Source organism: Paenibacillus sp. USDA918EY (assembly GCF_009870825.1).
GTDB classification, from domain to species: Bacteria; Bacillota; Bacilli; order Paenibacillales; family Paenibacillaceae; genus Paenibacillus_AQ; species Paenibacillus_AQ albilobatus.
In genome coordinates this window covers 18,324-44,680 of sequence record NZ_WTWY01000014.1, presented here as the reverse complement: position 1 = coordinate 44,680, position 26,357 = coordinate 18,324, and the positions used below count along the sequence as shown (strand labels likewise).

Here is a 26,357-nt window from a genome sequence, read left to right as displayed (position 1 = left end):
TTCCATTTAAGACAATAACAGCAATGACAACGCCACAAATTGCACGGATCCGGCGATCTCCATCATGCCGACCTTCATCGGCTTTACCGTTTTGCCTGAAAAGATCAATGTCTTGGCCAAAGGGTAAAGTAAGGGCAGGAACATCCACGGGTTTAAGGTGAAGAGTGGCAGCAGAAGCGCGATGATGTGATACGTATGCGAATACATCGTCCAGCGTTTATTTTTTCGTTCCCTGAATACTGATTTTACGAAAAATACGGTGCCCGTAAAATACAAAACGTTATACAGCATGACCTCCAGCAGCTCTCTGCCCCAGATTCCGCCTCCCAGCATGTAAGCCGCCACCCCGCCGGTACAAAACAACAATATGGCGCATAGATCGTTTGCAAACGCCCGCTCGGCCTTATGGCGGACATGCCAAACCGCCACCAAAACAAGGGCGATCTGCACGGGAGCGAACCCTGCCAGCCATGGATTCCATATCAAGAGCGGGACAAGAAAAACGGCGGCCGCAGCGGCATATCCGATTCCCCAAGAAAGCCACATGCTGCGGTTTTTTGCCTTTTTCAACGATTGCAGCAGCGGATACGACGCCATGTACAGCAGCAGCCATGCCAAAAACAGCGGAATATGAAGGAGAGTGGGCTTGGCCGCAAACATGCCGGTAACAAAAGGAACGCTTAACATCGCCCAGCCGCCATGCTCTCTCGGAATAACCGGTTGAACCTTTTTCGCCATAACCTGTCATCCCCCGATATAGGACATTCCGATCTTCTTCCGATTAGAGGCCATGTGCTCCGTCCGTTCTTCGGAATACCTGTCCTCCCGCTTCTCCCACACGCTTATGATGGCTGCGAGCAGTTCCTCATCCGAAGCGCAGCCGCGCAGCAAACGGCGGATGTCAAAGCCGCTGGAGGCAAAAAGACATGCATACATTTTCCCGTCGGAAGAGAGCCGCACTCTCGAGCAATTAGAGCAAAATGCTTCGGATACGGAAGAAATGAAGCCGACTTCGGCCTGCCCGTCTTTATAGCTGTACCTCCGGGCCACTTCGCCGGGATGATCGGGGGTAACGGGTTCAAGCGCCGACGATCCGCCGAGCCTATCGAATATTTCCCGCTTCGCCGTCACTTGCTTAAGGTTCCATCCGTTTTCGTTGCCGACGTCCATAAACTCGATAAAACGGAGCGTAATGCCCTTCGATTTGAAATATGCGGCCATCGGCACGATCTCCCGATCGTTCACTCCCTTTTGCACGACCATATTGACTTTGACCTGAAATCCGATCTCCCTTGCCTCTTCGATATTTTGGAGAATGATAGCCGGCTTGATGCCGCGGCCGTTCATGGCGCCGAACAACTCGGGGTCCAGGGCGTCCAGGCTGACGTTCAGGCGGCGTAGCCCCGCATCGTACAAGCTTTGCGCCTGCTGTCCAAGCAGAAGTCCGTTTGTCGTGCATCCGATGTCTTCGATGCCATGAATGCCTTGCAGCATCCGGATCAGTTCGGGAAGGCCGCGCCGCATGAGCGGCTCGCCGCCGGTCAACCGGATTTTATGCACGCCAAGCTTGGCAAAAAGGCCGGCCAGGCGCGTGATTTCTTCCCAGGAAAGCAGCATATCCTTCGGCATAAATGCATAATCGTCCCCGAAGATATCCTTCGGCATGCAATACGTGCAGCGAAAATTGCAGCGGTCCGTCACGGAAATGCGCAAATCCCGCATCGGCCTGAGGAGCCGATCTTGAATGTTATTTGCCTCCATGGCAGCGGCCTCCCTCCAAATAAATGTCCGTATCTCCCCCGGCAGCGGCTAACTCGTCCGTAACGCATCGTCCCCCGGCCGGAAGCGGCCGTGAGGCGGCTGATCCGTAATGTCGCTGAACGTGCCTACATAATGAACGACATCCCCCGCGTCATCTTTTACGGCGTTAATGGTTAATAGCTCTAAATATTCCTCGCCGTTTTTCCGGCGGTTCCAAATTTGTCCCTGCCAGCTTCCCCGCGCCTTGATTTCGGACCACATGCGATCGTAAAACTCGCGGGATTGACGGCCGGATTTAAGCACATTTGGATTTTTGCCGATGACTTCTTCCTCCGTATAACCGGTAAGCTCCGTAAAGGCGGGATTGACGGCATGGATCTTCCCTTTGGTGTCCGTCACGAGAATGCCTTGGCCCGTCGAGTTAAAAACCTCGGAGGATACCGACAATTTATCCTGATAATACATCCAGACCACAATGACAAGGCTGGCTAAAGCGACCTGAGAAAGCGCCATGAAGCCGATGGAATATTGGCCCGTCACCGAATGAATGAAAGAGAGCATCAGCGGCGGGAAAAATCCACCCAGGCCGCCCATCATGGAAACGATCCCGTTGACGATGCCGGCCTGTTTGTTAAAGTAAAGCGGCACCAGCTTGAAAATAATGCCGTTCCCCAAGCCGACGCAAACGGCAATGGTCAGGCAGCCGACCGTATATAAGCCGATCGATGGCGAGAACGCAAGGATGATCGCCGCGATCGTCAGCCCGACAAAAACGGCCATGAGCAAGAACAGCGGCTTGAATTTATCCGCAAGCCAGCCGCCGACAGGACGCAAACAGGTCGCGACGACGATAAATCCGGCCGTCCGCATCCCCGCGTCCACCTTGGCGAGTTCGAAATGCGACACGAGAAAGTTGGGCAGATATACTGTAAAGGCTACAAATGCGCCGAAGGTAATGAAATAGAACAGGGAGAAAAACCACAGCTTTTCATTTTTGTAGACCCCTTTGATTTGTTCGACGATGGGCGTTTTCACTTTTACTTCCTTACGGTCGCCCAAAAAAACGTTCAGTACGGCGAACAAAAGCAGCAGAATTAAATACAGCCGGACCGTGCTGCTCCATCCGATCTGCGTCGCGATGACGGGGGCGGCAAATGTGGTGATGGCCGTTCCGATATTCCCCATCCCGTAAATGCCGTTAACCAACCCCAGCTTCTCCTTGGAATAATATTTGGGCAGCGAGGTGACGCCAACCGAAAATACGGCCCCTCCGATTCCGAGGAAAAGTCCTCCGATCACCAGGGAGGTAAAAGAGGAGGCGGCGCTAATTAAATATACGGGAATTAATAGAAGAATAAAGCTTGTAATAAAGACGATCCTGGCGCCAACCACATTGGCGTAATATCCCAGCGGAATCCGCAGAACCGAACCCAAAACGACCGGGATTGCCGTCAGAATCGCGATCTTGTCCGCCGGAATGGATATATCTTCGCGGATAAACGGCAGAAGCGCGGAGATGATGACCCATACCATAAATCCCAGCACCAGATTTAATGTTTGCAGCGGGAGCTGCATTTTTTTGATCATGTCAATCACCTTTTCCAAACGTATTGAACGGCTGACTTTATTGATCCCCACACCTTATTTTAAGTGCAAGGATTCACAAAGGTAATAGGGAAGTTCCCTGATCCTTGCCTGGGAACTTCCCTATATCGGTGATCCAAACCGGATGATTCATTCAGGTATGGGCCGCCGCATGTTGCGGTGATTGGTGATTATAGAATGGTTCAGCTTCGCTAAAAACGAATACATTCTATCATCTTCAAAAATCGAGGAGCTTTTTCTTCAGCGCATATTCGACCAGCTCCGGACGGCTCTTCAAATTCAGTTTCTCCATGATTTTCGCCTTATGCGCTTCCACCGTCTTGACCGAAACGTACAGCTTTTCCGCGATTTCCTTGTTTCCGTAACCTTTGGCGATCAGCGGCAAAATCTCGATCTCGCGTTTGGACAGGCTGTTGAACGGATCGCTGTCCGGGCTTTCGCTGTCTTTTTTAATGAACTCCCGCACCAAAGCCGTCGCCATCTGGGGATGGATGTAGGTCCCTCCTTTATGCACCATGCGAATGGCGGAGACCAGCTCTTCGTCGGGCGCATTTTTAAGGACATATCCTGAGGCGCCGTTTTTAAGCACATGGAACAGGTAGTCGTCATCATCGTACATCGTTAATATTAAAATTTTCGTTTCCGGAAAATCGCCGCTGATCTTGCCGGTTGCGATAAGACCGCTCTCGCCGGGAGGCATGCTTAAGTCCATCAGGAGCACATCCGGACGGTGTTTCGCCACCATGGCGTAAGCCTCCAGTCCGTCGGCAGCCGTCGCGACAACCTCCATATCCGGCTGGTAATTCAGGATCATGGAAAACCCGCTCCGTACGACGGCGTGATCATCCGCGATCACAATTTTCATCATTCATTCGCCCCCTGCCTCAAAAGAACTTATTGGAATGCGAAGCTGAACGGTCGTTCCCTCGCCGGGCGCCGAATGCAGCGTGAACTGCCCCCCTACCAGGTCGGCGCGTTCACGCATGCCGTAAAGTCCGAGACCGGTTCCCTTGGCTTCGCCGGCGTTTAAGTTGAACCCGACCCCTTCATCGCGTACCGTCAGCAATAGATGGCCCTGTTCCTCGCATAACCGCACATGGACCTCATCCATGCCCGAATATTTCAGGGCGTTCAGCACCGCCTCCTGGCAAATGCGATACACGACGGTTTCGATTTCGCTGCCGTACCTTGCGGCGGCCAACTCGGCGGAAAATTGGACGAGCATGCCGTAATTTTTTTCGATCCATTTGAAATGCGAACGAAAAGCGGCCTCCAGCCCTAAATCGTCCAAAGAAGAGGGGCGAAGCTCGACCGATAAATGCCGGATGTCGTCGAGCAAACGGGTCAGCGACGCCTCGGTCTGCCGTAGTTTATTAAGCGCATCTTCCCCGACGTCCATATATTTTAATACGCGCAGGTCGACTAGCGAACTAAGCAGCTCTTGGGCAACGCTGTCATGCAGCTCGCGCGAAATTCGTTTCCGCTCGTCTTCCTGGGCTTTGATGACATATTTCAGCATATTCATGCGCTGCAGCATTTCCTGCGTGCGCTGCTGTTTCGTCAGGTCGAGCAGCATCAGCACCCGAATCCCGCGGGACTCGTCGATCGTATGATAACTGGCGGCATAAGGAACGATCCCTTCGCCCCGGGTTTTCAGATACACTTGGAACGAGGAAAATTCCCCTTGAGGGTAATCCAGATAACATTTGGAGCAGGAGATGAGATCCTTTTCATCCGTATACCCTTTGCAGGTCTGGCAAAAAGATTCGTCCACGCCCGACCGCATCCGCTGGATCACGTCGACGTCCAGGATGTTTTCCGCCGCAGGGTTCATGGCGATGACGTTTCCCGCCTCATTGATAAAAAAGATGGCCTCCATGCTGTTCAGATACATCTTCTTCAGCAGATCGTATAAATGCTCCTCCGTCATTTGAATCACGGATGTACCCCCTCCTTCACGCAAAAAGCTCCGAACTCCGCTCCGAGCTCTTGTTGGAAATGCTCGAACGAAGCTGCGTCCAGCCGATTTTCCGCGCGGTACCCTGCAAGCAGCACGCCGATGACGCGTTTTCCTTCCCACAACGGAACCGCTCCAAGGCTTTTCAATCGCTCGGCGACGATGATGGGATAATTAAACAGATCCCGTGCGTTCAGGTCCGTCGTTACATTGGAGATGAGCATCGGTTTTCCGGTTTTGAATACGATCCCCGCTATCCCCTTCCCGGAATGAAGCACGATCCGCTTATAGCGCTCGTTTAAATTTCCCGATGCATACTGCCAGGTTAATACGAACCGGTCCTCAGCCGACTGTACCAAAGCCAACGACACGAAATCGAATTGGAACCGGTCCCGAAGCCTGTCGATTTCCTTCTGATAATGAAAGATCGGCTGATTCTTCATAATCATTACTCCCCTGACGTAGAAAAGAAGGCTGCATGGCCTTCTCTCGTCTACGAATCTAATTTGCGGTGCCTTCTATACAGGATATACCTTCTGCCCAAATAATTCAAAGGAACGCTCCACACATGGACAAGCCGGGTAAACGGCCACAAAGCGAAGATGCAAAAGCCCGCTAAAATGTGTATTTGAAAACTAAGCGGAACGTCACGCATCAGCGAGGCGTCGGGGCGCAGGATGAGCAAATCCCTGAACCAAACCGATATGCTCTCCCGATAGTTGAAATCCGGCTGCGCCCAATTGGTAACCAGCGTGCTGTACATGCCCATAAACACGATGAATAACAGCAGCGCATTGACAATCAAATCCGAGGCCGAGCTGAGCCGGCGCACGTTTTTGATCGTAAACCTCCGCGCCGTCAGGAGCAGCATCCCTGCCAACGTCAACACGCCGAACGCCCCGCCGACATACACCGCGCCGATATGATACAGATGATCATCGATCCCCGCAGCCTCCATCCACGACTGGGGAATGCCCAGGCCGGCGATATGGCCGCCAATGACGGGAATGATCCCCAGATGGAACATCAGGCTTCCAAGCTTCAGATGTTTTTTCTCGATGAATTCGCTCGATTTAGCCGTCCAGTTGAATTGGTCCGTACGGTAGCGGTAGATGTGACCGACAATAAAGATCATCACGCACATATAAGGGAAAATAACCCACAGAAACTGATCCATCATATTCATGATTCGGCAGCCTCCTGAATGATGCATGCTTTTAACGTATCGCGCAGAGCTTGGATCAGATGGGAATAAGGGCTTTCGAGCTTTTTCAAAGCTTTCAGAAGATGATACGTCCCGTCCTCCATCACGGCGATCACCAGCTCAAGGCTCTCCGCAGCTTCTTTTTCATGCCCCCTCCAATCGGCCGCAGACAGAAATTCGCACATCAGCGGCAGGTAATCCGACAACTCGGAACTATTAATGTCAAGGCCAAACCGCTGATAAGTCTCTTTCAGCCCGACCAGCATCTTCCCGCGTTCCTTCCCGTCGCCGAATTTCGCGTAGGTCATATAGAGCGTCGTTTGCTTTTGAAAATCGAATGTTTGAACATACATCTCCTCGATGCTCTCCATGCTGTACTCGTGCATCATATTCCAGAAGGTAAGAACCGAGGCATATGCCGGATGGGAATAGTCGACCGACTCCTCTAATACTAAAGGATGGAAATCCAGCTTCTCCGGATAGGTGAGCAACCGGGCGAAAAATCCGAACGCATCTTTATATTCGTGCAGCTTTTCGATATCAATCACGCCAGATCCCCCCATAGAAATTCTCCTCGTACAGTTCTTTGCCGGTTTTGCCCTGCGGGCTTGCCGGGCCGCACCCGCTACATGCCGCACCGAAACCTTCCAGTCCTTGAGAGCGATATACATCCATATGGCTTTCCTTATGCGAGGTTGGTATGACAAACCGGTCTTCATATTTAGCGATTGCCAGCAGACGGTACATCTGTTTGATCTGGGAAGCTGTCAGACCCACTCGCGCAAGCCGCGCTTCGTCAAATTCGGCGCCGGACGACTGCGCGCGCATGTAGGAACGCATCATCGCCATCTTTTGCAGGGCTTCCTTCACCGTCTCGGCGTCGCCCGCCGTCAGCAGATTGGCGAGGTACTGGATCGGCGTGCGCATCTCCTCGATCGCCGGGAAAATCATGTCCGGGTTCGCGATCGAATCCTTGCCTTCAAAATAGTTCATGATCGGGCTCAGCGGCGGCACATACCATACCATCGGCAGCGTCCGGTATTCCGGATGAAGCGGGAAAGCCAGCTTGTATTCCATGGCCAGCTTGTAGACAGGCGAGTTCTGGGCAGCTTCGATCCATTCTTCCGTGATGCCGTCCTTCCGCGCCTGCTCGATGACGGCAGGATCATGCGGATTCAGGAACAAATCGCACTGCGCCTGGTACAGGTCCTTTTCATCAGGCGTAGAAGCTGCTTCCTGCACCCGGTCCGCATCGTAGAGCAGAACGCCCAAATACCGGATGCGGCCGGTGCAGGTTTCCGAGCAGACGGTCGGCAGCCCCGCTTCGATCCGCGGGAAACAGAAGGTGCATTTTTCGGCTTTGTTCGTTTTCCAGTTAAAATAGACCTTTTTGTAAGGGCAGCCGGTCATGCAGTACCGCCAACCGCGGCAGGCTTCCTGATCCACCAGCACGATTCCGTCTTCATCCCGCTTATACATCGCTCCCGAAGGGCAGGATGCCACGCAGCTCGGATTCAGACAATGCTCGCACAGACGAGGCAGATACATCATAAACGCTTGCTCGAAGTTGAACTTGATCTCTTCTTCGATTTTTTCGATGTTCGGATCCTTCGGACCCGTCACATGCGCTCCTGCCAGATCGTCCTCCCAGTTCGGACCCCATTTCAGGTCCATCGTTTCTCCGGTGACGGCCGATTTCGGACGGGCCACCGGCTGATGCTTCTTCTCTCCAGCATTGGTCAGATGCTCATAGTTATAAGTCCATGGCTCGTAGTAGTCTTTCATCTCCGGCATGTCGGGATTGTAAAATATTTTGCCGAGCGCGATTTTGGACAACTTGCTGCCGGATTTCAGCTGCAGCTTCCCTTTATGGAGCGTCCAGCCCCCCTTGTATTTCTCCTGATCCTCCCACTGGACCGGATACCCGACGCCGGGTTTCGTTTCGACGTTGTTGAACCACATATATTCGGCTCCGGGCCGGTTCGTCCAGGTACTTTTGCAGGTCACGCTGCATGTATGGCAGCCGATGCATTTGTCCAGATTCATCACCATGGCGACTTGCGCTTTAATTTTCAAGCCAATCCACCTCTTTCATTTTGCGGACAGCCACGTACACATCCCGCTGATTGCCGATCGGTCCGTAGTAGTTGAATCCATAGCTGAGTTGGGCATATCCGCCGACCATCTGCGTCGGCTTCACGTGAATCCGGGTCGGTGCGTTATGGCTGCCGCCGCGTTCCTTCGTGATCTCGGAGCCGGGGACGTTGATATGTTTAATCCTGGGCATGGTACATGTACATCGTTCCCTTTGGCATCCGGTGGCTGACTACGGCACGGGCCGTCACGACGCCATTGCGGTTGTATACCTCCAGCCAGTCGTTATCGTTAATGCCGTTTGCCTCCGCATCTTCGTCGTTCAGCCACACCGTCGGTCCGCCCCGGAAAAGCGTCAGCATATGCAGGTTATCCTGGTACGTGCTGTGGATGTTCCATTTGCCATGCGGCGTCAGATAGCGGAGCACAAGCGTGTCTTTTCCTCCGGCAATCTGTTTGTCGCGCGGTCCGAACACCATCGGCGGAAGGGTCGGTTTGTAGACGGGCAGCGCTTCGCCAAACTGCAGGAAAAATTCATGATCGATGTAAAAATGCTGTCTTCCAGTCAGCGTCCGGAACGGCACGAGGCGTTCGATATTCGTCGTAAACGGCGAGTATCTTCTCCCCATTTTGTTGGAACCGCTGAACACCGGCGTCGGAATGACTTCCCGCGGCTGGGATGTAATGCTCTGGAAGGTGATGCGCTCCGCCGCGCGGTCCGCAGAAATGTCCTTCAGCTGCACGCCCGTGTCTTTTTCCGCAGATTCCCAAGCGCGCTGCGATACTCTGCCGTTCGTGGCGGAAGAAATGTTTAATATGACATCCGCCGCGTTTCTTGCAGTATAGAGCTTCGGAAGCCCGCTTTTGATCGAATCATCCTCATAGGTCCCGTTTATACGTTTCAATTCTTCGTATTCTTCCGCCACCGAAAAGCTGACGCCGTGAGCCCCGACTTTGCCCGAGGCGAGATTTGGTCCGAGCGTGATGAATTTATCGTAAATTTGCGTGTAATCGCGTTCGACGACGGTCAGGTTCGGCATCGTTTTGCCCGGCACGGCTTCGATTTCCCCTTTGCGCCAATCCTTCACTTCGCCGTAAGGCTGGGCGATTTCGTTCACGGAATCATGCGCGAGCGGAGTGCTCACCAAGTCCTTGTATACGCCGGGCAGATACGTCTTAGCCATGTTCGAAAACGTCTGCGCGATCGTTCTGTAAATATCCCAGTCCGAGCGTGATTCCCATAGCGGATCCACCGCCGGATTAAACGGATGGACGAAAGGATGCATGTCGGTCGACGACAAATCGGTTTTTTCGTACCAAGTAGCTGCAGGCAGAACCACATCCGCATACATCGGCGTCGCGGTCATCCGGAAATCGAGGGCCACAAGCAGGTCCAGCTTGCCCTCCGTATTTTCGCGCCAAACCATTTCTTCCGGCTTCTCGTCCTCATTTGGCTCCGAAAGCAGGCCGTCGGACGTTCCCAGCAGATGTTTCATGAAATACTCCTGCCCTTTGGCGGAGCTTGAAATCAGGTTCGAACGCCACACGAACAAGGAACGCGGGAAATTTTCAGGCGCGTCGGGGTCTTCCGCCGCAAATCTGGTTTTGCCGGAAACGATTTCCTCCATCGCATGTTTCACGATGTCTTCGTTGGCGGTTTTCCCCTGTTTCGCCGCTTCTTCCGCAAATGTTAAACTGCTTTTGTTAAACTGCGGGTAGGACGGCAGCCAGCCGAGTCTTGCTGCCAAAACGTTATAATCCGCCGGATGCCGGTAACGGACATCCCCGCCCGTAGGCGATTTCAGGGAGTCTGCACCCATCTCCTCGTATTTCCATTGGTCAGTGGCGAAGTAGAAAAACGAGGTCGCGTTTTGCTGGCGCGGCGGCCCCTGCCAATCCTTGGCGAAGGCGACCGTGGACCATCCCTCAATCGGCCGGCATTTTTCCTGACCTACATAATGGGCCCAGCCCCCACCGTTTACGCCCTGCGAAGCCGTCAAAATGACGAGGTTCAAGATCGCGCGGTAGATCGTGTCGCTGTTGAACCAGTGATTGATTCCCGCTCCCATGATGATCATGGAGCGTCCGCCCGTATCGAGGGCATTTTGCGCAAACTCGCGGGCAATCTGGATCAGGACCGAGGCTTTGACGCCGGTGACCTTTTCCTGCCAGGCAGGCGTGTAGAACGAATTTGCATCGTCGTAGCCTGAGCCTGCACCTTCCATGCCGCTTCCCGCCCGGTCGATCCCGTATTGGCTCAGCATGAGATCGTACACCGTCACGGCCAAGCGTTCGCTGCCATCGGCGAGCCGGATCGTTTTCGCTGGAATTCGGCGCTCGAACGTGCCGTTGGCGTTGTTGTCGAAATACGGAAAATAGATCGTTTGCGGCTGTGCTCCCTGTTCTGCAACGGACAAGGCCGGAGAAATGACGGAACCGTCCTCGCGTTCAAGCTTCAGATTCCACTTTTTGTCCTGTTCCCAGCGCTGGCCCATCGTACCGTTCGGAACGATGATCTCTCCCGTCGTTTCGTCGATGATCACCGGCTTCCATTCGGCGTGTTGGGACTCATCGCCCAAATCGCTTGCCCGCAGGAACCGGCCCGCCTTATATCCTCCCTCGTATTCATCGAGCAGGAGAAGGAACGGCATATCCGTATATTGTTTCGCGTAGTTCAGGAACATCGGCTCCTGCCGCTCTTCATAAAACTCTTTTAAAATGACATGGGTCATGGCCTGCGCGACGGCCGCATCCGTGCCCGGATTCGGGGCAAGCCAATGGTCGGCGAACTTCACGTTTTCCGCATAGTCCGGCGCTACCGACACGACCTTGGTGCCTTTGTAGCGTACTTCGGTCATAAAATGGGCATCCGGCGTCCGCGTTAACGGCACGTTCGAGCCCCACATGATCAAGTACCCGGCGTTGTACCAGTCGCTCGATTCCGGCACGTCCGTTTGCTCGCCCCAAATTTGCGGAGAAGCGGGCGGCAGGTCCGCATACCAGTCATAGAAGCTCAGCATCTCGCCTCCAAGCAGGGAGATGAATCTCGCCCCCGACGCGTAAGAGATCATCGACATCGCCGGGATCGGCGTGAAACCGGCAATCCGGTCGGGGCCGTATTTGCGTATCGTATATATTAATTGCGCGGAGATCAGCCTCGTGGCATCCTGCCAGGATACGCGAACATGGCCGCCTTTTCCGCGCGCTTGCTTATAGCTTTTGGACTTCTGCGGGTCTTCCGCGATGCTGGCCCAAGCGGCGACCGGGTCGTCGCCATGCTCCTGCAAAGCCTGATTCCACAAGCGCCACAGCTTGCCGCGAATATATGGATACTTCACCCGCAGCGGGCTGTATTCGTACCATGAAAACGACGCGCCCCGTGGGCATCCGCGCGGCTCGAATTCCGGCATGTCCGGGCCGCAGGAAGGATAATCGATCTGCTGGTTCTCCCAGGTGATGATGCCGTTTTTCACGAACACCTTCCAGCTGCACGAACCGGTGCAGTTCACGCCATGCGTCGTCCGCACGACCTTGTCATGCGACCAGCGGCCGCGGTACATATCCTCCCAATCCCGGCTTTTTTCCTCGAGAACGGACCAATTGTCCGAGTAGCTTTCCAATCGTTTAAAAAATCTCAATCCCTGTTTACGCTTCATAGGAAGCTCACTCCTTATGCATGAATGACAATGATCGGGGAATCAATATGTCGTCCATTCGGATACTTTCATTATGCGGGCCGCCTTTTGCGGTTCCTATTAGGGAAACTCCTATTTCCCCGTCGAAATTCCCTCGGGTCGCTCAACGGTTCGCCTTTATATGACTTTTTTCATGCGCTTACCAAAAAAAATCCCCTCTTCACATTGTGAAGAAGGGTCTAAAAGATCATTACACCGCAGCACGTATCCGATCAAATAACACGTTGTTTTCAAGGTGAATATGTTCGAAGGTAGCCTTTTCAAGCGCCGCAAGCCGCTGGTAAACCAGTCTGTATGTTCCGCAGGCGTCCGCGGGAGGCAGGAAATCGCCCGTAATTTCCCTTAGCTCCTTCAGCAGGCTGCCGGCTTGCTCATGCTCTTGTTCCAGCTCGTCCACATGCGGCTTCAGCTTCTCGAATACTTCGGGGCCCGGCTGCTCTGCAAATTTCAGTACAAGCGGAAATACGTTCCGATCCTCGTCTTCGGTATGCGAGAGCAGCTCCTCTTTCAGTTCAGCGAACAATTCCTGAACCCGCAGCAGCTCGGGATGGCGGTCGCCATGAACCCGGGCAAGTTTTGTCACGTACGGCGTCATTGCCGGAAGTTCCTCGCGCAGAAAGGCGTGATGTTTGGATTGGATGTATCCGATCAATTCAGGTTCTGTGAGCTCGCCTGGCCGGCTGTCACGGCTTTCCGCCAGCTTTGTTTCCAATTCCCGAATGCTCTCGAGAACCGTTTCCGGATCCAGCTTACGTTTGTTCGCCGCCTCCTCCAAAGGAATTTTGCCGCCGCAGCAAAAATCGATTCGCAGCGCACGGAACACGTCGGCCGCTTGCGGGATGGCCGTCACAATATCGGACACTTTCGTTTGAAGCGTAAATGAACTCATTTGAAAGGACCTCGATTCATTGGATTTTCCCCTTGGCGGGGTGGTCTTGCCCCTGTCGGTTATAAGCCCAGTATAGAAAAAGCGCCCCGTGCCCGTTGTGATTACGTTCATACCAATTTCCAACAATCCGTGAACACCTTCATGCAATTTTCGTATTTCTCTGCCACAACTTTCGGTTCCAACTGCCATACTTGTATGGTAGTATGGAACATAGGAGGTGGCCCTATGGATGATCGTATGCTTCAGCCGTCGGGATCGGCCGGCAGCATCGTATACCAGCAATTGAAACAGCAAATCGTCAGCCTGGAGCTCCCGCCCGGAACCGCCTTATCCGAAAAGGAAACCTCGCTGGCCTTCGAGGTAAGCCGAACTCCCGTGCGCGAAAGCTTCGTACGGCTGGCGCAGGAAGGCTTGGTTCTCGTCCTGCCGCAACGCGGCACTCGGGTGTCGCTTATTGACTCCGATCTTGTCGAGGAAGCCCGTTTCATGCGCGAGCAGCTGGAAAAAGCCGTCGTTCGGCTCGCATGCGAGGATTTCCCGAAGGATCGGCTTATCGAGCTGGACAACAATCTGACGCAGCAGCAGGAGGCCATTCGCCAGCAGGACAGCAAAAAAATGTTCGAGCTGGACGAAACCTTCCACCGGATCCTGTTTGCCGGCTGCCGCAAAAACGGAACGTGGGACGTCATTCAGCAAATGAATGCCCATTTTAACCGAAGCCGCATCCTTTGGTTGTGGACCGACCCGCATTGGGAGATTCTTTATGAGCAGCACCGGGAAATGTTTCTTGCGATCAAGGAGCAGCGTGCGGATCAAGCCGAGCGGATCATGTTGGAGCATATGCGTCTCAGTATCGCGAACCTCCCCGTGCTCAAAGAGCGTTATCCCGATTATTTCAAATGAAAGCGTTTAACCCCATTGCTGTGACAACAACGCATGCCCGGTGACCGGACCATTGCGGCTTTCGAGCTGCGGAAACGTCCCGATTCATTACGTGAAAAGGCGGTGCAGATATGCGCATGGTATTCCGGTGGTTCGGCGAGGGAAACGACACCGTTTCGCTGAGCCACATCAAACAAATCCCCGGCGTGGAAGGGATCGTATGGGCGCTGCATGACGTCCCGGCCGGAGAAGAATGGCCCATGGAAAAAATACTGGAGGTCCGCGGCCAGGCGGCCAAATACGGCCTCCATCTCGACGTGGTTGAAAGCGTCAACGTTCACGAAGATATCAAGCTGGGCCGTCCGACCCGCGACCGGTACATTCAAAACTATATCGCCACGATCGAAAAGCTGGCCAAGGTCGGCGTCAAAGTGATCTGCTACAATTTTATGCCGGTTTTCGACTGGGCCCGTACCGAGCTGCATAAAAAAATGGATGACGGCTCCACCGCGCTCTTTTTCGAAAAATCCCGCATCGACGGCATCGATCCGTTTAAGTTAGTCGAAGACATCAACCGGAACAGCACCTTGACGATGCCGGGCTGGGAGCCGGAGCGGCTGGCGCATTTGACGAGCCTGTTCGAGGCCTATAAAGGCGTGTCCGCCGAGGATTTATGGGAGCATCTCGCCTATTTCCTGAAAGCCGTCGTTCCCGTGGCCGAACGCTGCGGCATCCAAATGGCCATCCATCCGGATGATCCGCCTTGGCCGATTTTTGGTCTGCCGCGCATCATTACCGGACAGGAAAGCCTGCGGCGGTTGCTCGGCATCGTCGACAGCCCTTCCAACGGCATTACGCTCTGCAGCGGTTCGTTCGGTGCCAATCCCGAAAACGACATCATCGGGATGATTCACGAGTTCCATGAACGGATTCCGTTCGCCCATATCCGCAACGTCCGCGTGTACGACAACGGCGATTTCATCGAGACTTCGCACCGGACCCAGGACGGAACCGTCGATATTGCCGGGATCGTCAAAGCGTATCATGACCATGGATTTACCGGGTATGCAAGACCCGATCACGGCCGCCACCTTTGGGATGAAGAATGCAGACCGGGTTACGGCCTGTATGACCGCGCGCTTGGCATTATGTATTTGTGGGGATTGTGGGATGCCCTGGAGCGGGTCGAACCTATTCACAGAAAAGAGGGAGCCGTATGAGTGCAAATGCGAATGTTCTGCCCATCCACCCTGCGCTAAAAGGCAAAACGGTCGTCATCACCGGCGGATCGGGCGTCTTATGCCGGGCGATGGCTTTGGAGCTTGGCCGGCAAGGAGCCCAGGTCGCGATTCTGAACCGGACCGCTTCTAAAGGAGAGGCTGTTGCCGAAGAAATCCGCGCCGCAGGGGGCACGGCCGCCGCGATCGGCTGCGACGTGACCGACAAGGACAGCGTGGAAGCAGCCGAAAAAGAAGTCCGCGAGCGCTTTGGCGGCTGCGATATTCTCATCAACGGGGCAGGCGGGAACCATCCAAGCGCCAACACGACGAATGAGATTTACCATGCCGGCGACGAAGCGCTGCCGGATATCACGTCTTTTTTCGATGTCAGCGTACAGGGCTTCCGGAACGTAATGGATTTGAACTTTATCGGCACCTTCCTCCCTACGCAAATTTTCGCCAAACATATGGCGGGACGCCCGGGAGCTACCGTGCTGAACATTTCTTCCATGAGCTCCGTCAGCCCGATGACGAAGGTTCCCGCCTACAGCGCGGCCAAAGCGGCGATCAACAATTTTACGCAGTGGCTCGCCGTGCATTTTGCTGAAACGGGCATCCGCGTCAACGCGATGGCTCCGGGATTTTTCCTGACGGAACAAAACCGTGCGTTGCTCACCAACCCCGACGGGTCCCTTACCGAACGGTCGCATAAAATCATCACCCACACCCCGATGCGTCGTTTTGGCGTGCCGGAGGATCTGCTGGGCACCATGCTCTGGCTGGTCGATGATTCCGTATCCGGCTTCGTTACGGGAACCGTCATTCCCGTGGACGGAGGGTTTATGGCCTACTCGGGCGTTTAAATCGGCATTGCGATCAAATGCCCTGCGAGAAGTAAAATCGCGAATAGCTGGGGCGTCCGCCAGAAGAGGCGGGGGCGTCCGCCTAAAAGCCATTTGATCCAGTAAATCGTAAAGCAAAAAGGGAAGCCGAGGCGCATTCGCGACCTTGGACTTCCCCTTTTTGGTTATTATATGGCTTCCGACAAAATCATGTCGCCCCGCTTACAGTTACCGTTTTGCATTTAATGATCCAATATGCCCCTTCCAATAACGTTGCTCCCCGCGGCGTTATGCGGCGATCCCCGTTTCAAGCCGGTTTATTTTTTTCGCATATCCCATGTACAGGATCAAACCTGTCGCAGCCGTAATGGTTTCGGTAATCGTCATCGACCAAATGACGCCGTGAAGGTCGAAGAAATGATGAAGCAAGATAATGACCGGAATGAAAAGCGCTCCCTGCACCGCCGCCATGATCGTGGTCGGCACGCCTTCGCCCGATGCCTGAAAAATCCCGGTGAACAAACCGGTAAAGCCGTTGAACAGCGCGGATATCAGCATGGCGCCCATAATATACACCCCGACGGACAGCACGGACGCGTCATCGCTGAACAGTTGGACGACGGAATGTCTCAGCAGCAGTACGACGCCGATGAATACGCCGGAGATGACGCCGATGTACGCGGCCGTTTGCTTGATGGCTCCTTTCAGGCGCGCGATATTGCGGTTCGAGAAATTGTACGCGATCAAAGGAATAATGCCGAGGAATAATCCCATCGTCAAGAATTCCGGCAGTTGAACGATGCGCAACGCGATGCCGAAGCTCGCGACCACATGCTCCCCGTATTCCATCGAATAGTTGTTCAGCAGCAGCGTCGTCACGATCAAAAAAGAGGTTTGAATCAATTCCGAAACGCCGATTTTGTACACTTCCAGCTGATCCTTCGCCCCAATCGCAGCATGATGCATAAGACCTTTCAAGTTCTCGCTTCGTTTTTCCAAATACCAGACATAATAAGCGGTGGATCCGATGTTCGCCAATACCATCGACAGCGCGGCGCCGAAGACATGCCAGTCGAGCACCAAAATAAACAAAATGTCGAACACGATGCTAAGAACGATGCTGACAAGCATGCCGTACATGGACTCCCGGGATGCGCCTTCCGAGCGCACGATCTGCTCCAGGCAGAAATTCCAGATGATGGCGAAACCGCCGATGAACAAGGTAAGTGTGTACTGCTTCGTGTAAGCCAACGTCGCCGCATCGGCGCCGAGCAGATGAACGATCGGGTTCACCGCAAAACAAGCGGCCAGCGCGATAATGATTCCGGCAACCAAGCTTCCATAAAAGGAATACCCTGTGACACGCTTCGCCTTCTCTCCTTCACCTTTAGCCACGAGACGGGTGATGAACGTCCCTCCGCCAACGCCGAAAATATTTCCGATCGCCATCAAGACCGTAAAAATCGGCAGTCCCAGCGTAATGGCGCTGAGCATCGCCGTATCGTGAACCAATCCGATAAAAAAGGCGTTGATAATGTTGTAGATCGTTCCCGCCGACATGCCAAGCATCATCGGGATCGACAAATGCGCAATGGCTTTGCGGATCGGCGCTTCCTCCAAATAGTACGTGTTGGATGGTGCTTCTTTCATGTTTCTTTCCTCCATTTAATTATTGGTTTCTAACTATTCGAATTCTAAGATTATGGATATAAGTTAATAGTTACATCGTTAGAATTCTAAGTTTATATATAAGTGTAGGTTTTTCACTGTTAGGATTCTAAGTTTTAGTCCGGCAGCAGCCCTTTGCCGCTGCAAAAACTGATTCCTATCCTAATCGCTGATTGATCTTGCTCAGCAACTTCAATAACGTCTCTTGTTCTTCTGCCGACAGAGCCTGAATGATTTCATTCTCGACATTCGCAAAAGCTCCCTCGAAAGCGTCGATCAGCTCTTCCCCCTTGGGCAGCACATAGATATTTTTTTGACGCTCGTTATCGGCGGGAATTTTGCGCTCGACGTATCCTTTTTTCTCCAGGCCTTGCAGCATGCTCGTGATGCTGGCCTCCCGGCGCTGGAATGCTTGGGCGAGATCCTTCTGGATCAAACCTTTATCCTGATGCTGTGCGATGTAGCTGATCATCCGCCCCTGCTGGGCGTTCAGTCCCAGCTCTTGAATGCTCTCATCGGCTTTTCGCTTGAGCTTGAGGCCGATCATCTGAAACAAGTTCGAAAAAGTCGTCCCCTCTCTGCCCCTCATGGCCGTCCTCCCTTTCTGATAGTGCTAACTGTTAGAGTTCTAAGTTTCAATAAAGAGACTATACACCGCCTCCTTAATCCTGTCAACACACACTTCGATCCCATTTCTATTCCAACGTTGGTTAGAAAGAGCTTTTGAAAGTTTATCAAGAGTTTGAATTATTAAGTGTTTGGTTTGTTTGTTGGTTGTACTGTATGATCTTTTTGTTGGGGTTGTAAACACGTACATAAAAACAAATCTAGTTATTAAACAGTATGTTTACTTGCTCCGTTTCTAGAAAATGTCCATCAAATACTTGCCAACATAATTTTTTTTCACCTTCATGGTCATCCACCAAAAAATATCCCGTTATTTCTGAAATTGCTGCTATTTTCGAAATTTGTTCCTTAATAAAATCTAAGTGATATTCCCTTATATCTGCTCCATAAAAGATATACGTAGTCCAATTCACTTGGTTTTCAGGGAAAGCCCACCCTGATTGATACAATTTACGTGTGTTATAATTAATTCAGTATCTTTATAATTTTCGGTAAAATCCATACATATTTCTTTAACATTACTAACATCGTGTTCTTCACATTCAAACCAACCTCTAATTGAAATATATTTCCCCACATCAATCCCCCATACCTGTTTTTACTATAACGCCTTTCTCTTCTAAATAAGATCTACTAATTTTGGGGTGAACACCATATTTGAACCAACACTCTACCCTTAAACCATGTTCCTCTGCGCACTGACATAGACAGATAAGGATTCAACTGGTCGTCACCAGATTGTTCATTTACTATAACCATCCACCGCGGCAAGTATTACATTCGTTGCGGACAATTTTGAGATATGTCCTGACACTGACAATATTAATGGTCGGTCGCTCTATCCATCCTAGAAGATGCGATATATTACCTTCTCTTCTTCCCTATCGCTGTAGGGTATTCTACAGTTGCGATGATTTAAAAAAACCGCAAGAAAACGAAGATAACAAAAAACAGGTCTTTTATGGTGGTATCTAACCATAATCAACCTGTTTGATGTAAAGGAATAGCGTTATTTAGGTTATGAATCTAAAGCGTTTGATAGGCGTACAACCGAAATGGAGAAATCTTTAGACGGGTATTCCATGGGTTATATGTGTTATTGGTTGAATGTAGGGTTCATTCGTCACCCACCCCCACCAAAAAGAAAAACCCTGACCGTTGTTTAGACCATTGCCTTAAAAGGTGCATGTCCAGTCTCTGCATTTCTTAATAAGGTCGGTTTTCTAAACCTAAGACTACATCTCAACTTAAAAATAGCAGTATTTTCATTCATATCAAGGAAATGAACGTCTATCCATATAGGTACTAATGGCTGTAATCCACAAAGTATACTTACAGCATGATCCAATGAAAAATGTTTATTTCCAATGTTTTCTTCACTTAAAATGTTTAACCTCATCATTTCATCTGCACCGTTCAGGGGCTTGTCTCTTTCCCTCACTGGCTCAATAACAAATTTACTGTCAGTAAATCTCAGCCCTTTCTTTTCTGAAATTTCCTCAATAGTTTTTTGTAAGTTCTCTCTGAATATTTCTTTATCCATCTGTTTCATTTCTTCCACGTTATTCACCTACTTTATCTGGGTACTTGAGACCTTAACTAGTTCATTGGTGTTAACATAACCCGAAGGGGTTGTTTCTATGGTGTAAATATCGAGCCAAGCATTTTTAGTTTTTACTCCTGCTTGCTCAAGAACTTGAGGAAATAACTTAGCTTGCTCTACTGAAGGAGTATAGTGACCAGATAAGTTAGATATGCTTCGAACCTGCCCCTGACCATTGAGCTTAAGCTTTCCTGCCGCTTGAACTGACTCTCCATTAGCTAGAAAGGAATGCCCTCTTCCAATATGAAGTTTTCCATTCATGTCTACAAAACGAAATCCACCCTAAATGACTGATAATATCAAGCAATACACCCCGCTCATTCATGCTTAAGCCGTAGCACTTTCGAAGCATATGAGGATATGGAATATAGTAGTGATTTCGTTGGAATTGACCGTTAAAGTTATGCCATTCCATATCTACCGCCCATTCAATCAATCTTTCTTGAATACTCTCTGGCATTGGAACTACGTCCTCTCTGAAAGAGTTTTTTAGGTGGCAGAAAACCCGATTGCCCGAATCGTCATCCTTACTGTTCTATGTTAACTGATCGTCACCAGATTTATTGACTTGCACAGTAACTATCGCGGCAAATAGCCAGATTGTTGCGGGCAATTACAGATAAGTCCTGACAATATTAATAGTCGATCTATCCATTAAAGAAGGTGCGATGGTTTAGACAGCTTTTCTATCGGGGCGGCGTATTCTACAATTGCGAGTAGATTTGAAAAAACGCCAGAAAACGAAGATAACAAAAAGCAGGTCAGTCATGGTGGTATCTGACCATAATCAACCTGCTCAAAGTAACGGAATAGCGTTATTTAGGTTATAAAATTCAAGCATTATTGTGCGTACAACAAAATGGAGAAATATTTATACGGGTATTACATGGATTAGATGTGTTATTGGTTGAATGATGGATTCATTCGGCAATGGGTATCCTCCCATAAAAAAGAAACCTTGAAAGGCATTAAGCCAATCAAGGTTCATACATTTAGTTATTCAAAAAATCGACGGTTAATCGGTCTACCCCTATTTGTACATATTGTTCATGCAGATAACCATAATCCATCAGGAACTCACTATCAATTTCAAAAGTTATACTACCTACTTCTAAAGTCCCTTCATCAATATCTAGTTTTCCTTGTAAGGTGTAAGCGAAACTATTGTTCTGCTGATGAATATTGTACTCTTCCAAGTTCACTTGCTTAATAATAAATTCATCAAGTATGGTCACATCGAGTTCAATCTGATAGACCTCTCCAACAATGAGTTCAAACGGGCATTCATTTGCGAAGGCAATAATTTGAATTCCGTTAATTTCGAGCGTAACCTCTTCTTCAATTATGGGGCTCATGTTAATAACTTTTGCCGTGTACTGAATGGGAATCCCTCCTCTTTTACTCGAACGGGTTAATAGTTTTATCATGCTTGTTGCCATTTAACAATTTCCATAAATCTTCTCCACGTTTTACATGATAGGTTGTTATATCTCCATTAGTATTTGTACCAACAAATTCAAATTTAGCTTCGCCTTTCTGAGTGTTACCCATAAATTTAACATAACCAGTCCTTGTTTCAACCGTCCCATTCTTTAACTTATATTCGTATTGAACTTTAGTGCCACCGTTCATTACATCATTTGCCCCTTGAAGGTACTCATCAGCATTTTTATACGAACCTTTAAATTCTCCACCATGCTTCTCATAGTGCCCCTCAAGAAGTTCTCTGTTAGCAAAGTTTGATGAAGGATTACCCATCCCCTCAACTGGTTTACTAGGATTCGTTGTTCTACTCGAATTTGCCCCATTATAAATCGACGTATCATCGAACTCATCAATCGGTTTGTTTACACCTGGACCATCCTTATAGTTTGGCTTGACTGGGGGCTTCTCTGAAACAGGTGGTTGTTTAGGTTTAGGAGATGGCTTTCCGACGGACTCCATGCCGAAACGAGCTCCTACAATTCCGTAGGTCGTCTCTTCGACTAAATTGTCCAGACCCGTCCTCTCCATATAATCTCCGGATTTCTGCCCGATGAAACCCCGATTGTATCGAGAAATGAGCGCATTCAATTTTTCTTTATCCAATTCGATCGCATTGCTTGAATCAACACCCATGGCTACCAAACCATCTTCAATCGCATTGAGTGTTTTTTCATCCCATACTTGCGTCCGTTTTGCGTTGACAATGCGCTGGATGGCAGCCATTTTATTAGGGTCTTGAATATCATACAGCGATAACTTACCCTGTAAAGAAATTTCAGTGAACAGAGCATGTTCAGCTTGTTTTAGCTTATCTTCATCCTGCCACCAGTTGGCAGTAAAATAATCTGCTTGATTCCAAAATGAAATGTACTCATTTGTCTGTCTTTCTGCCTCAATACGTTGGTTTTTCTCAGAATCCCGGCGCCATTTTTCCTGAATGTTCTTAGGAACTTTCTGATAGACCAAGGCTATCGCAGTCGATTCTTTCAGCAGGTTTTGAACCGTTTCCAATATTCCACCTGAATGAGCTATATGACGCGCACTAGTGAATACCTTTCCCAATAGCCATTTTCTATAATAGGCGTCCGCGGCTTTCTCGTGCTCGTACTCGCTAATTAATCCTTGTAGGGCTAAACTCAAAAAAGAAACCTCGAAAAGGCATGAAGCCAATCAAGGTTCTTCAACATTTAGTAATCTTCTATAATATAGTTGAAATTTCTCATTGTAATATTTAAATATTTGGCATTAACTAGGGGCTTGGTCTTAAGTTGCTTTGTATAACCACTTCTTTGGATTTATAAACTCTAAGAAATAATCATTAAATCTTCAGTTCGCTCATTTTATCTTCTAAAACTTGTATATTTCTACTCTTTAATATTTGAGGATTTAATACAGATATAAAATTTAATAGCTTTCTCGTATTTATTATTATTTCCTCGACAAAGGAATTTTGGCTAACTCTGCTTCCCTTCCAATATGAATATCTAAATTCCTTATATGGCTTGTGTATAAAAAAATCCTTTATTGTTTCTCTATCAACATCCTCTACCAGACTGACAATAAGTTCATTTCCCTCCACAATAAATTCCAACCACAGATTAGCGCTATCTGGAATACGATAAGCAACATAATCATGCTCTTTTATTTTGTTAGCAATAGTGAGTAGGTCAACAAACCACCTAATAAGCCTTTCCTCACCGAATGGACAGTCATCAAAGAATATACCATGTTTATTACCGTTAAAATCCAACTCAATTATTCCGTCTATGTCTTGTTTAGTGTGATCGAACTGCTCCGCAGACATTTGTTTAATATTGTCAAAATCATCATATGCTTTAAAAGAGATCGTAAAAATATAATTCACCCCTAATTTATTAAATCACTTAGTTTATAAATATTTGTTCCATAAACAGAATCTACATTCCCATTTCTAATGAACACCTTAATCCGCTCACCAAAAACTGTAACTGTATGCAAACCTTCGGTTACTCCTTGCTGCTTTAACTCGTTAACAGCCAATGTGGAAGCTTTAGTAATCTTTTCATCAGACCATTCCTTGTTAAAAAAGGACTTTTTACTCAGCATTTCATTAATTTGCTCATCTGACATCTTCTTTTGAAGATACGGGAGTTGTTTCTTTGTGCTATTAACTGAATGTCTGCTAAGAATATGGTCAACTAAATTTTGACTCAAATCAGTACTTGGCTTTTGAACTGTACCCGTCCCATTAGTCTCAGGCAGCTTCCCATTCGATTTGCCTGGTTTTTGAGAGGGAGGTGTCTCCTCGCTTTTAAACATCTGATAAAGATCCTTGGCACTTTTAACGCTATTAGATCCACCTATAGACGTTACTCCTGCCCCATGCGCCCCTAAAGCAGCAGATTGTACTATAACCCCCACTCCTACAGGGGCTAATGCTCCCGTTGACGTTACTGCACCACCAAAGACTCCCTCCGCCGCAGCACCACCCATTTCTATGATTCCGGCTACAGTTGTTATGAGATGTCCGATTAATTCACCTGTTTTACGCGCCTTTGGATGATTTGACACGTATTCCTTACTCATGATTCCTAACGTATAATCTTCTACAACTGCTGTACCTGCTCCTGATATAACTTCACCGCCCACTTCTGCGGCATACTTTCCCGCCGCGACTTGGGCTTCCGCATTCTGAAGCTGGGCTTCGCCCAGAATAGCCAGCCACGACCGGGATTCTTCTTGCTTCGGTTGCAGCTTCGGCTGCTCCGCCATGTAACGATAGTAATTCGCCCTCCAGCGTTGTCTCAGTTCGGATGGAATCTGATGATATGCCTGCTCTAACTCATTAGCAGACTCGGCCATGCGTCGGACATATGAAGTCATATCCTTCCATGATGAGGGTAAACCTAACTCACGCGCACTTGAGAACACCTTTCCAAGAAGCCATTTTCTATAATAGGCATCCTTGGCTTGCTCGTGTTCGTACTGACTGATGAGTCCTTGCAGTGCCAAACTGGCCAGATATTTCAGGGGATGCAAACTACCTTTTGCGCCTCCACCTCCAGCATCACTCTTTCCTGTACTGCGAACAGGAATAGCTGCGGTTGCTAGTAGACTAGCACTCGCTGCAACTCCCATTAGTCCGCCTAATGCCGCTCCCGCTGCTACTCCCATCACCGGAATGGAACCTAACAGCTTGGACACCGTACCCAACATAGAGTTTGCCTGTTGAAGTGCAGCCGGACTTGTGATTTTCGCGGCAGGAGTGCTGCTTGGCTGAGTTTGGGCCGCTGCTGCGGCTTGTGCTGCTTCATAGTCTTTGATGTTCATTAGCGGCGGCTCCGGCACAGGAGGAAGATCCATCACGAACACTGGAGCCTTCACATTACCCTCCTGATCAACTACCGGGGCCTTGATATCCGTCTCGCCATCCAGCACCATGCTGCTGGCTCCGCCTTTGAGGTACAATGCGCTTCCCGCTTTAAGAGACAGCTCCTCACCTGCATCCAGTTTCACATGACCGCCTTGAATCTGTACATCTCCCGGGCTGCTGACGGTAATACCGCTTTTTTCGTGGAGTGTAATTGAAAATGCTCCTGAGGTTGACAGGGTCAGCGCTTGCCCGGACATGTCCACGCCGCTTCCCTGCGTATGTCTCCATGCTTTTACGTCTGGTTGCCCCGTCGTGTGGCGATGTTGTCGCTGCGAATCCGTGACATAAGCTTCATGTTCCCGGCTCGCCGGCAAGTAAAGTTCCACCCGCTCCTGGGCCTCCGGCATAACATACCAGCCGCCATGTTCTTCGGCTACATAGCGCGTAGCCACCGGGAACCAGCATGCTTTAGCCGGGTCTTGCTTAGGGTCAATATCCAGTTGGAGCTGCACCAGGTCTTGATGTATTTTTAATACGGTGCCGGCCAGCGCAATCCCCGTCGCCCGATCGTTTTCATAGCGGGCATAGCGAATATCCTGTTCAGACTGAAGATCATAACGAGTCACCAGCAGGCCGTCCTCGAGCCGTGTTACCGCCCGAACGACAACCAGCTCTTTTCCTGACCCAATCGGCAATGCAACGGTATCTCCCAGCGCATAATATTGCAAACTTTCGATCACGTAAGTCATATACGAGCCTGCATGTATTCCCGGCTTTCCCCGCTCCAGCTCATGGAACGTTCTCCGTACCTGGTAACTTACATCCCGATCCACTTTGAACAGTTTGCCTTCCGGCATCCCGAAGAAAACTTTGGGCGAAGCTGCGGTTACCTCCGGTACCAGCACTGATCCAAACCGAGAGGCAAGGCGTTTTAAAAACGCCCAATCGGTCTCCTCATATTGTAAAACAAAAGCGCCCAGTTTGGCATTGTTGGTTACGGTATCAATGGCGTCCCCATACTTGTATTTTCGAGCCAATGTTGTTACCAGATCATCATAAGTACGATGAATATCCTGATAGGATCGCTTCTTTAACTGGATATCCATCTGGTACGAATGTGAAGCGGCTTCCAGTTCAAAAGTATACACGCCCCGAATGCAATGCACGGATAGGCGTATAACAATGCCATGAAATAATCGTCTTAGCGATTGCCCCTGCTCATCCAGTTGGCGGAGAACGATCGGTTCCTCTTCCATGTTTTGTCCAATGCATGAGGCTCCTTGCTCTTCCGACAATATGCCGCTTACCGTTAAATATGCGTGATCGTTGATGGTCCTTCTAATTTGGAGTTTCTCTATTCGTTGAGGCTGAAAGGAACCGTAGAAACGCAGACTTTCATACCCGATTCCATCTTGTAATACACTCAAGTGAACTCATATCTCCTTTCGGCTTCCGAAACCTAACGGTTTAGAG

The 26,357-nt window shown here is 50.0% G+C and carries 23 protein-coding genes and 1 pseudogene; 3 read left to right on the top strand and 21 right to left on the bottom strand.

What is annotated here, in order from left to right; genetic code table 11:
- Window positions 1-6: 6 nt before the first annotated feature.
- From GQY55_RS22775 to ric, 11 genes and pseudogenes are all read right to left on the bottom strand, one after another.
- Window positions 7-738, bottom strand: a complete 732-nt coding sequence (locus GQY55_RS22775; RefSeq protein ID WP_160044212.1) for a YwiC-like family protein — start codon at window positions 736-738, stop codon at window positions 7-9.
- Between the two features lie 6 nt (window positions 739-744).
- Window positions 745-1,761: a GTP 3',8-cyclase MoaA gene (gene moaA, locus GQY55_RS22770; protein ID WP_160044211.1), complete on the bottom strand. Its 1,017-nt coding sequence runs from the start codon at window positions 1,759-1,761 to the stop codon at window positions 745-747.
- 48 nt (window positions 1,762-1,809) lie between these two features.
- Window positions 1,810-3,348 (bottom strand): nitrate/nitrite transporter, encoded by a 1,539-nt coding sequence (locus tag GQY55_RS22765; RefSeq protein WP_160044210.1) that lies wholly within the window; start codon window positions 3,346-3,348, stop codon window positions 1,810-1,812.
- Between the two features lie 235 nt (window positions 3,349-3,583).
- Entirely contained in the window at window positions 3,584-4,231 is a 648-nt protein-coding gene (locus GQY55_RS22760) for a response regulator transcription factor (protein WP_160044322.1), read from the bottom strand.
- A gap of 3 nt (window positions 4,232-4,234) precedes the next feature.
- Window positions 4,235-5,305: a sensor histidine kinase gene (locus tag GQY55_RS22755; RefSeq protein WP_160044209.1), complete on the bottom strand. Its 1,071-nt coding sequence runs from the start codon at window positions 5,303-5,305 to the stop codon at window positions 4,235-4,237.
- Window positions 5,302-5,766: a GAF domain-containing protein gene (locus tag GQY55_RS22750; protein WP_160044208.1), complete on the bottom strand. Its 465-nt coding sequence runs from the start codon at window positions 5,764-5,766 to the stop codon at window positions 5,302-5,304. The genes GQY55_RS22755 and GQY55_RS22750 overlap by 4 nt, the downstream gene beginning before the upstream one ends.
- A 50-nt stretch (window positions 5,767-5,816) precedes the next feature.
- Window positions 5,817-6,509, bottom strand: a complete 693-nt coding sequence (gene narI, locus GQY55_RS22745) for a respiratory nitrate reductase subunit gamma (RefSeq protein WP_160044207.1) — start codon at window positions 6,507-6,509, stop codon at window positions 5,817-5,819.
- Window positions 6,506-7,075, bottom strand: coding sequence for a nitrate reductase molybdenum cofactor assembly chaperone (gene narJ / locus GQY55_RS22740; protein WP_160044206.1), 570 nt, complete (start codon window positions 7,073-7,075; stop codon window positions 6,506-6,508). The genes narI and narJ overlap by 4 nt, the downstream gene beginning before the upstream one ends.
- On the bottom strand, window positions 7,068-8,603 hold the full coding sequence (narH, locus tag GQY55_RS22735; RefSeq protein ID WP_160044205.1) for a nitrate reductase subunit beta: 1,536 nt from the start codon (window positions 8,601-8,603) through the stop codon (window positions 7,068-7,070). The genes narJ and narH overlap by 8 nt, the downstream gene beginning before the upstream one ends.
- A pseudogene (locus GQY55_RS22730) lies at window positions 8,593-12,277 on the bottom strand (nitrate reductase subunit alpha). Before GQY55_RS22730 ends, narH begins: the two are co-directional and overlap by 11 nt.
- A 229-nt stretch (window positions 12,278-12,506) precedes the next feature.
- Window positions 12,507-13,205 (bottom strand): iron-sulfur cluster repair di-iron protein, encoded by a 699-nt coding sequence (ric, locus tag GQY55_RS22725; RefSeq protein WP_160044204.1) that lies wholly within the window; start codon window positions 13,203-13,205, stop codon window positions 12,507-12,509.
- A gap of 225 nt (window positions 13,206-13,430) precedes the next feature.
- On the opposite strand from ric, the gene GQY55_RS22720 reads away from it, so the two are divergent.
- The 3 genes from GQY55_RS22720 (at window position 13,431) to GQY55_RS22710 (ending at window position 16,170) form a co-directional block, all read left to right on the top strand.
- A complete protein-coding gene (locus tag GQY55_RS22720; RefSeq protein WP_160044203.1) occupies window positions 13,431-14,108 on the top strand; it encodes a GntR family transcriptional regulator in 678 nt (225 codons plus the stop codon).
- Window positions 14,109-14,218: 110 nt separating this feature from the next.
- Entirely contained in the window at window positions 14,219-15,307 is a 1,089-nt protein-coding gene (uxuA, locus tag GQY55_RS22715; RefSeq protein ID WP_160044202.1) for a mannonate dehydratase, read from the top strand.
- The gene (locus GQY55_RS22710) at window positions 15,304-16,170 is read left to right on the top strand and encodes an SDR family oxidoreductase (RefSeq protein WP_160044201.1); all 867 of its coding nucleotides are present in this window, start codon (window positions 15,304-15,306) and stop codon (window positions 16,168-16,170) included. The genes uxuA and GQY55_RS22710 overlap by 4 nt, the downstream gene beginning before the upstream one ends.
- Before the next feature lie 267 nt (window positions 16,171-16,437).
- Here GQY55_RS22710 and GQY55_RS22705 read toward each other — a convergent pair whose 3' ends face one another.
- The 10 genes from GQY55_RS22705 to GQY55_RS22660 form a co-directional block, all read right to left on the bottom strand.
- On the bottom strand, window positions 16,438-17,799 hold the full coding sequence (locus GQY55_RS22705; RefSeq protein WP_160044200.1) for an MATE family efflux transporter: 1,362 nt from the start codon (window positions 17,797-17,799) through the stop codon (window positions 16,438-16,440).
- A gap of 175 nt (window positions 17,800-17,974) precedes the next feature.
- Entirely contained in the window at window positions 17,975-18,406 is a 432-nt protein-coding gene (locus tag GQY55_RS22700) for a MarR family winged helix-turn-helix transcriptional regulator (protein ID WP_160044199.1), read from the bottom strand.
- Window positions 18,407-18,644: 238 nt separating this feature from the next.
- Window positions 18,645-18,857, bottom strand: coding sequence for a hypothetical protein (locus GQY55_RS31575; RefSeq protein WP_236575803.1), 213 nt, complete (start codon window positions 18,855-18,857; stop codon window positions 18,645-18,647).
- Window positions 18,858-19,022: 165 nt separating this feature from the next.
- Window positions 19,023-19,157, bottom strand: a complete 135-nt coding sequence (locus GQY55_RS32145; protein ID WP_442953644.1) for a restriction endonuclease fold toxin — start codon at window positions 19,155-19,157, stop codon at window positions 19,023-19,025.
- Between the two features lie 449 nt (window positions 19,158-19,606).
- Entirely contained in the window at window positions 19,607-19,996 is a 390-nt protein-coding gene (locus GQY55_RS22690) for a hypothetical protein (protein WP_328803758.1), read from the bottom strand.
- A gap of 18 nt (window positions 19,997-20,014) precedes the next feature.
- Window positions 20,015-20,308: a hypothetical protein gene (locus tag GQY55_RS22685; RefSeq protein WP_160044197.1), complete on the bottom strand. Its 294-nt coding sequence runs from the start codon at window positions 20,306-20,308 to the stop codon at window positions 20,015-20,017.
- Between the two features lie 731 nt (window positions 20,309-21,039).
- The gene (locus tag GQY55_RS22680; protein ID WP_236575802.1) at window positions 21,040-21,402 is read right to left on the bottom strand and encodes a hypothetical protein; all 363 of its coding nucleotides are present in this window, start codon (window positions 21,400-21,402) and stop codon (window positions 21,040-21,042) included.
- Window positions 21,403-21,445: 43 nt separating this feature from the next.
- Window positions 21,446-22,498, bottom strand: coding sequence for a hypothetical protein (locus GQY55_RS31570; protein WP_442953643.1), 1,053 nt, complete (start codon window positions 22,496-22,498; stop codon window positions 21,446-21,448).
- Window positions 22,499-22,850: 352 nt separating this feature from the next.
- Complete coding sequence (locus tag GQY55_RS22665) at window positions 22,851-23,336, bottom strand: hypothetical protein (protein WP_236575800.1); 486 nt, start codon at window positions 23,334-23,336, stop codon at window positions 22,851-22,853.
- A 62-nt stretch (window positions 23,337-23,398) separates the two neighbouring features.
- Entirely contained in the window at window positions 23,399-26,311 is a 2,913-nt protein-coding gene (locus GQY55_RS22660; protein ID WP_160044194.1) for a contractile injection system protein, VgrG/Pvc8 family, read from the bottom strand.
- Between the last annotated feature and the right edge of the window lie 46 nt (window positions 26,312-26,357).

Bases quoted from the DNA above. Each gene is read 5' to 3' on its own strand.
- GQY55_RS22665 (WP_236575800.1), bottom strand. From the start codon at position 23,336: ATGTCTGCGGAGCAGTTCGATCACACTAAACAAGACATAGACGGAATA.
- narI (WP_160044207.1), bottom strand. From the start codon at position 6,509: ATGAATATGATGGATCAGTTTCTGTGGGTTATTTTCCCTTATATGTGC.
- GQY55_RS22720 (WP_160044203.1), top strand. From the start codon at position 13,431: ATGGATGATCGTATGCTTCAGCCGTCGGGATCGGCCGGCAGCATCGTA.
- GQY55_RS22700 (WP_160044199.1), bottom strand. From the start codon at position 18,406: ATGAGGGGCAGAGAGGGGACGACTTTTTCGAACTTGTTTCAGATGATC.
- GQY55_RS22775 (WP_160044212.1), bottom strand. From the start codon at position 738: ATGGCGAAAAAGGTTCAACCGGTTATTCCGAGAGAGCATGGCGGCTGG.
- GQY55_RS22750 (WP_160044208.1), bottom strand. From the start codon at position 5,766: ATGAAGAATCAGCCGATCTTTCATTATCAGAAGGAAATCGACAGGCTT.
- GQY55_RS22690 (WP_328803758.1), bottom strand. From the start codon at position 19,996: ATGAAACAGATGGATAAAGAAATATTCAGAGAGAACTTACAAAAAACT.
- GQY55_RS22680 (WP_236575802.1), bottom strand. From the start codon at position 21,402: ATGAGCCCCATAATTGAAGAAGAGGTTACGCTCGAAATTAACGGAATT.
- uxuA (WP_160044202.1), top strand. From the start codon at position 14,219: ATGCGCATGGTATTCCGGTGGTTCGGCGAGGGAAACGACACCGTTTCG.
- GQY55_RS22765 (WP_160044210.1), bottom strand. From the start codon at position 3,348: ATGATCAAAAAAATGCAGCTCCCGCTGCAAACATTAAATCTGGTGCTG.
- GQY55_RS22760 (WP_160044322.1), bottom strand. From the start codon at position 4,231: ATGAAAATTGTGATCGCGGATGATCACGCCGTCGTACGGAGCGGGTTT.
- moaA (WP_160044211.1), bottom strand. From the start codon at position 1,761: ATGGAGGCAAATAACATTCAAGATCGGCTCCTCAGGCCGATGCGGGAT.
- ric (WP_160044204.1), bottom strand. From the start codon at position 13,205: ATGAGTTCATTTACGCTTCAAACGAAAGTGTCCGATATTGTGACGGCC.
- GQY55_RS22710 (WP_160044201.1), top strand. From the start codon at position 15,304: ATGAGTGCAAATGCGAATGTTCTGCCCATCCACCCTGCGCTAAAAGGC.
- GQY55_RS22705 (WP_160044200.1), bottom strand. From the start codon at position 17,799: ATGAAAGAAGCACCATCCAACACGTACTATTTGGAGGAAGCGCCGATC.
- GQY55_RS22685 (WP_160044197.1), bottom strand. From the start codon at position 20,308: ATGAATGGAAAACTTCATATTGGAAGAGGGCATTCCTTTCTAGCTAAT.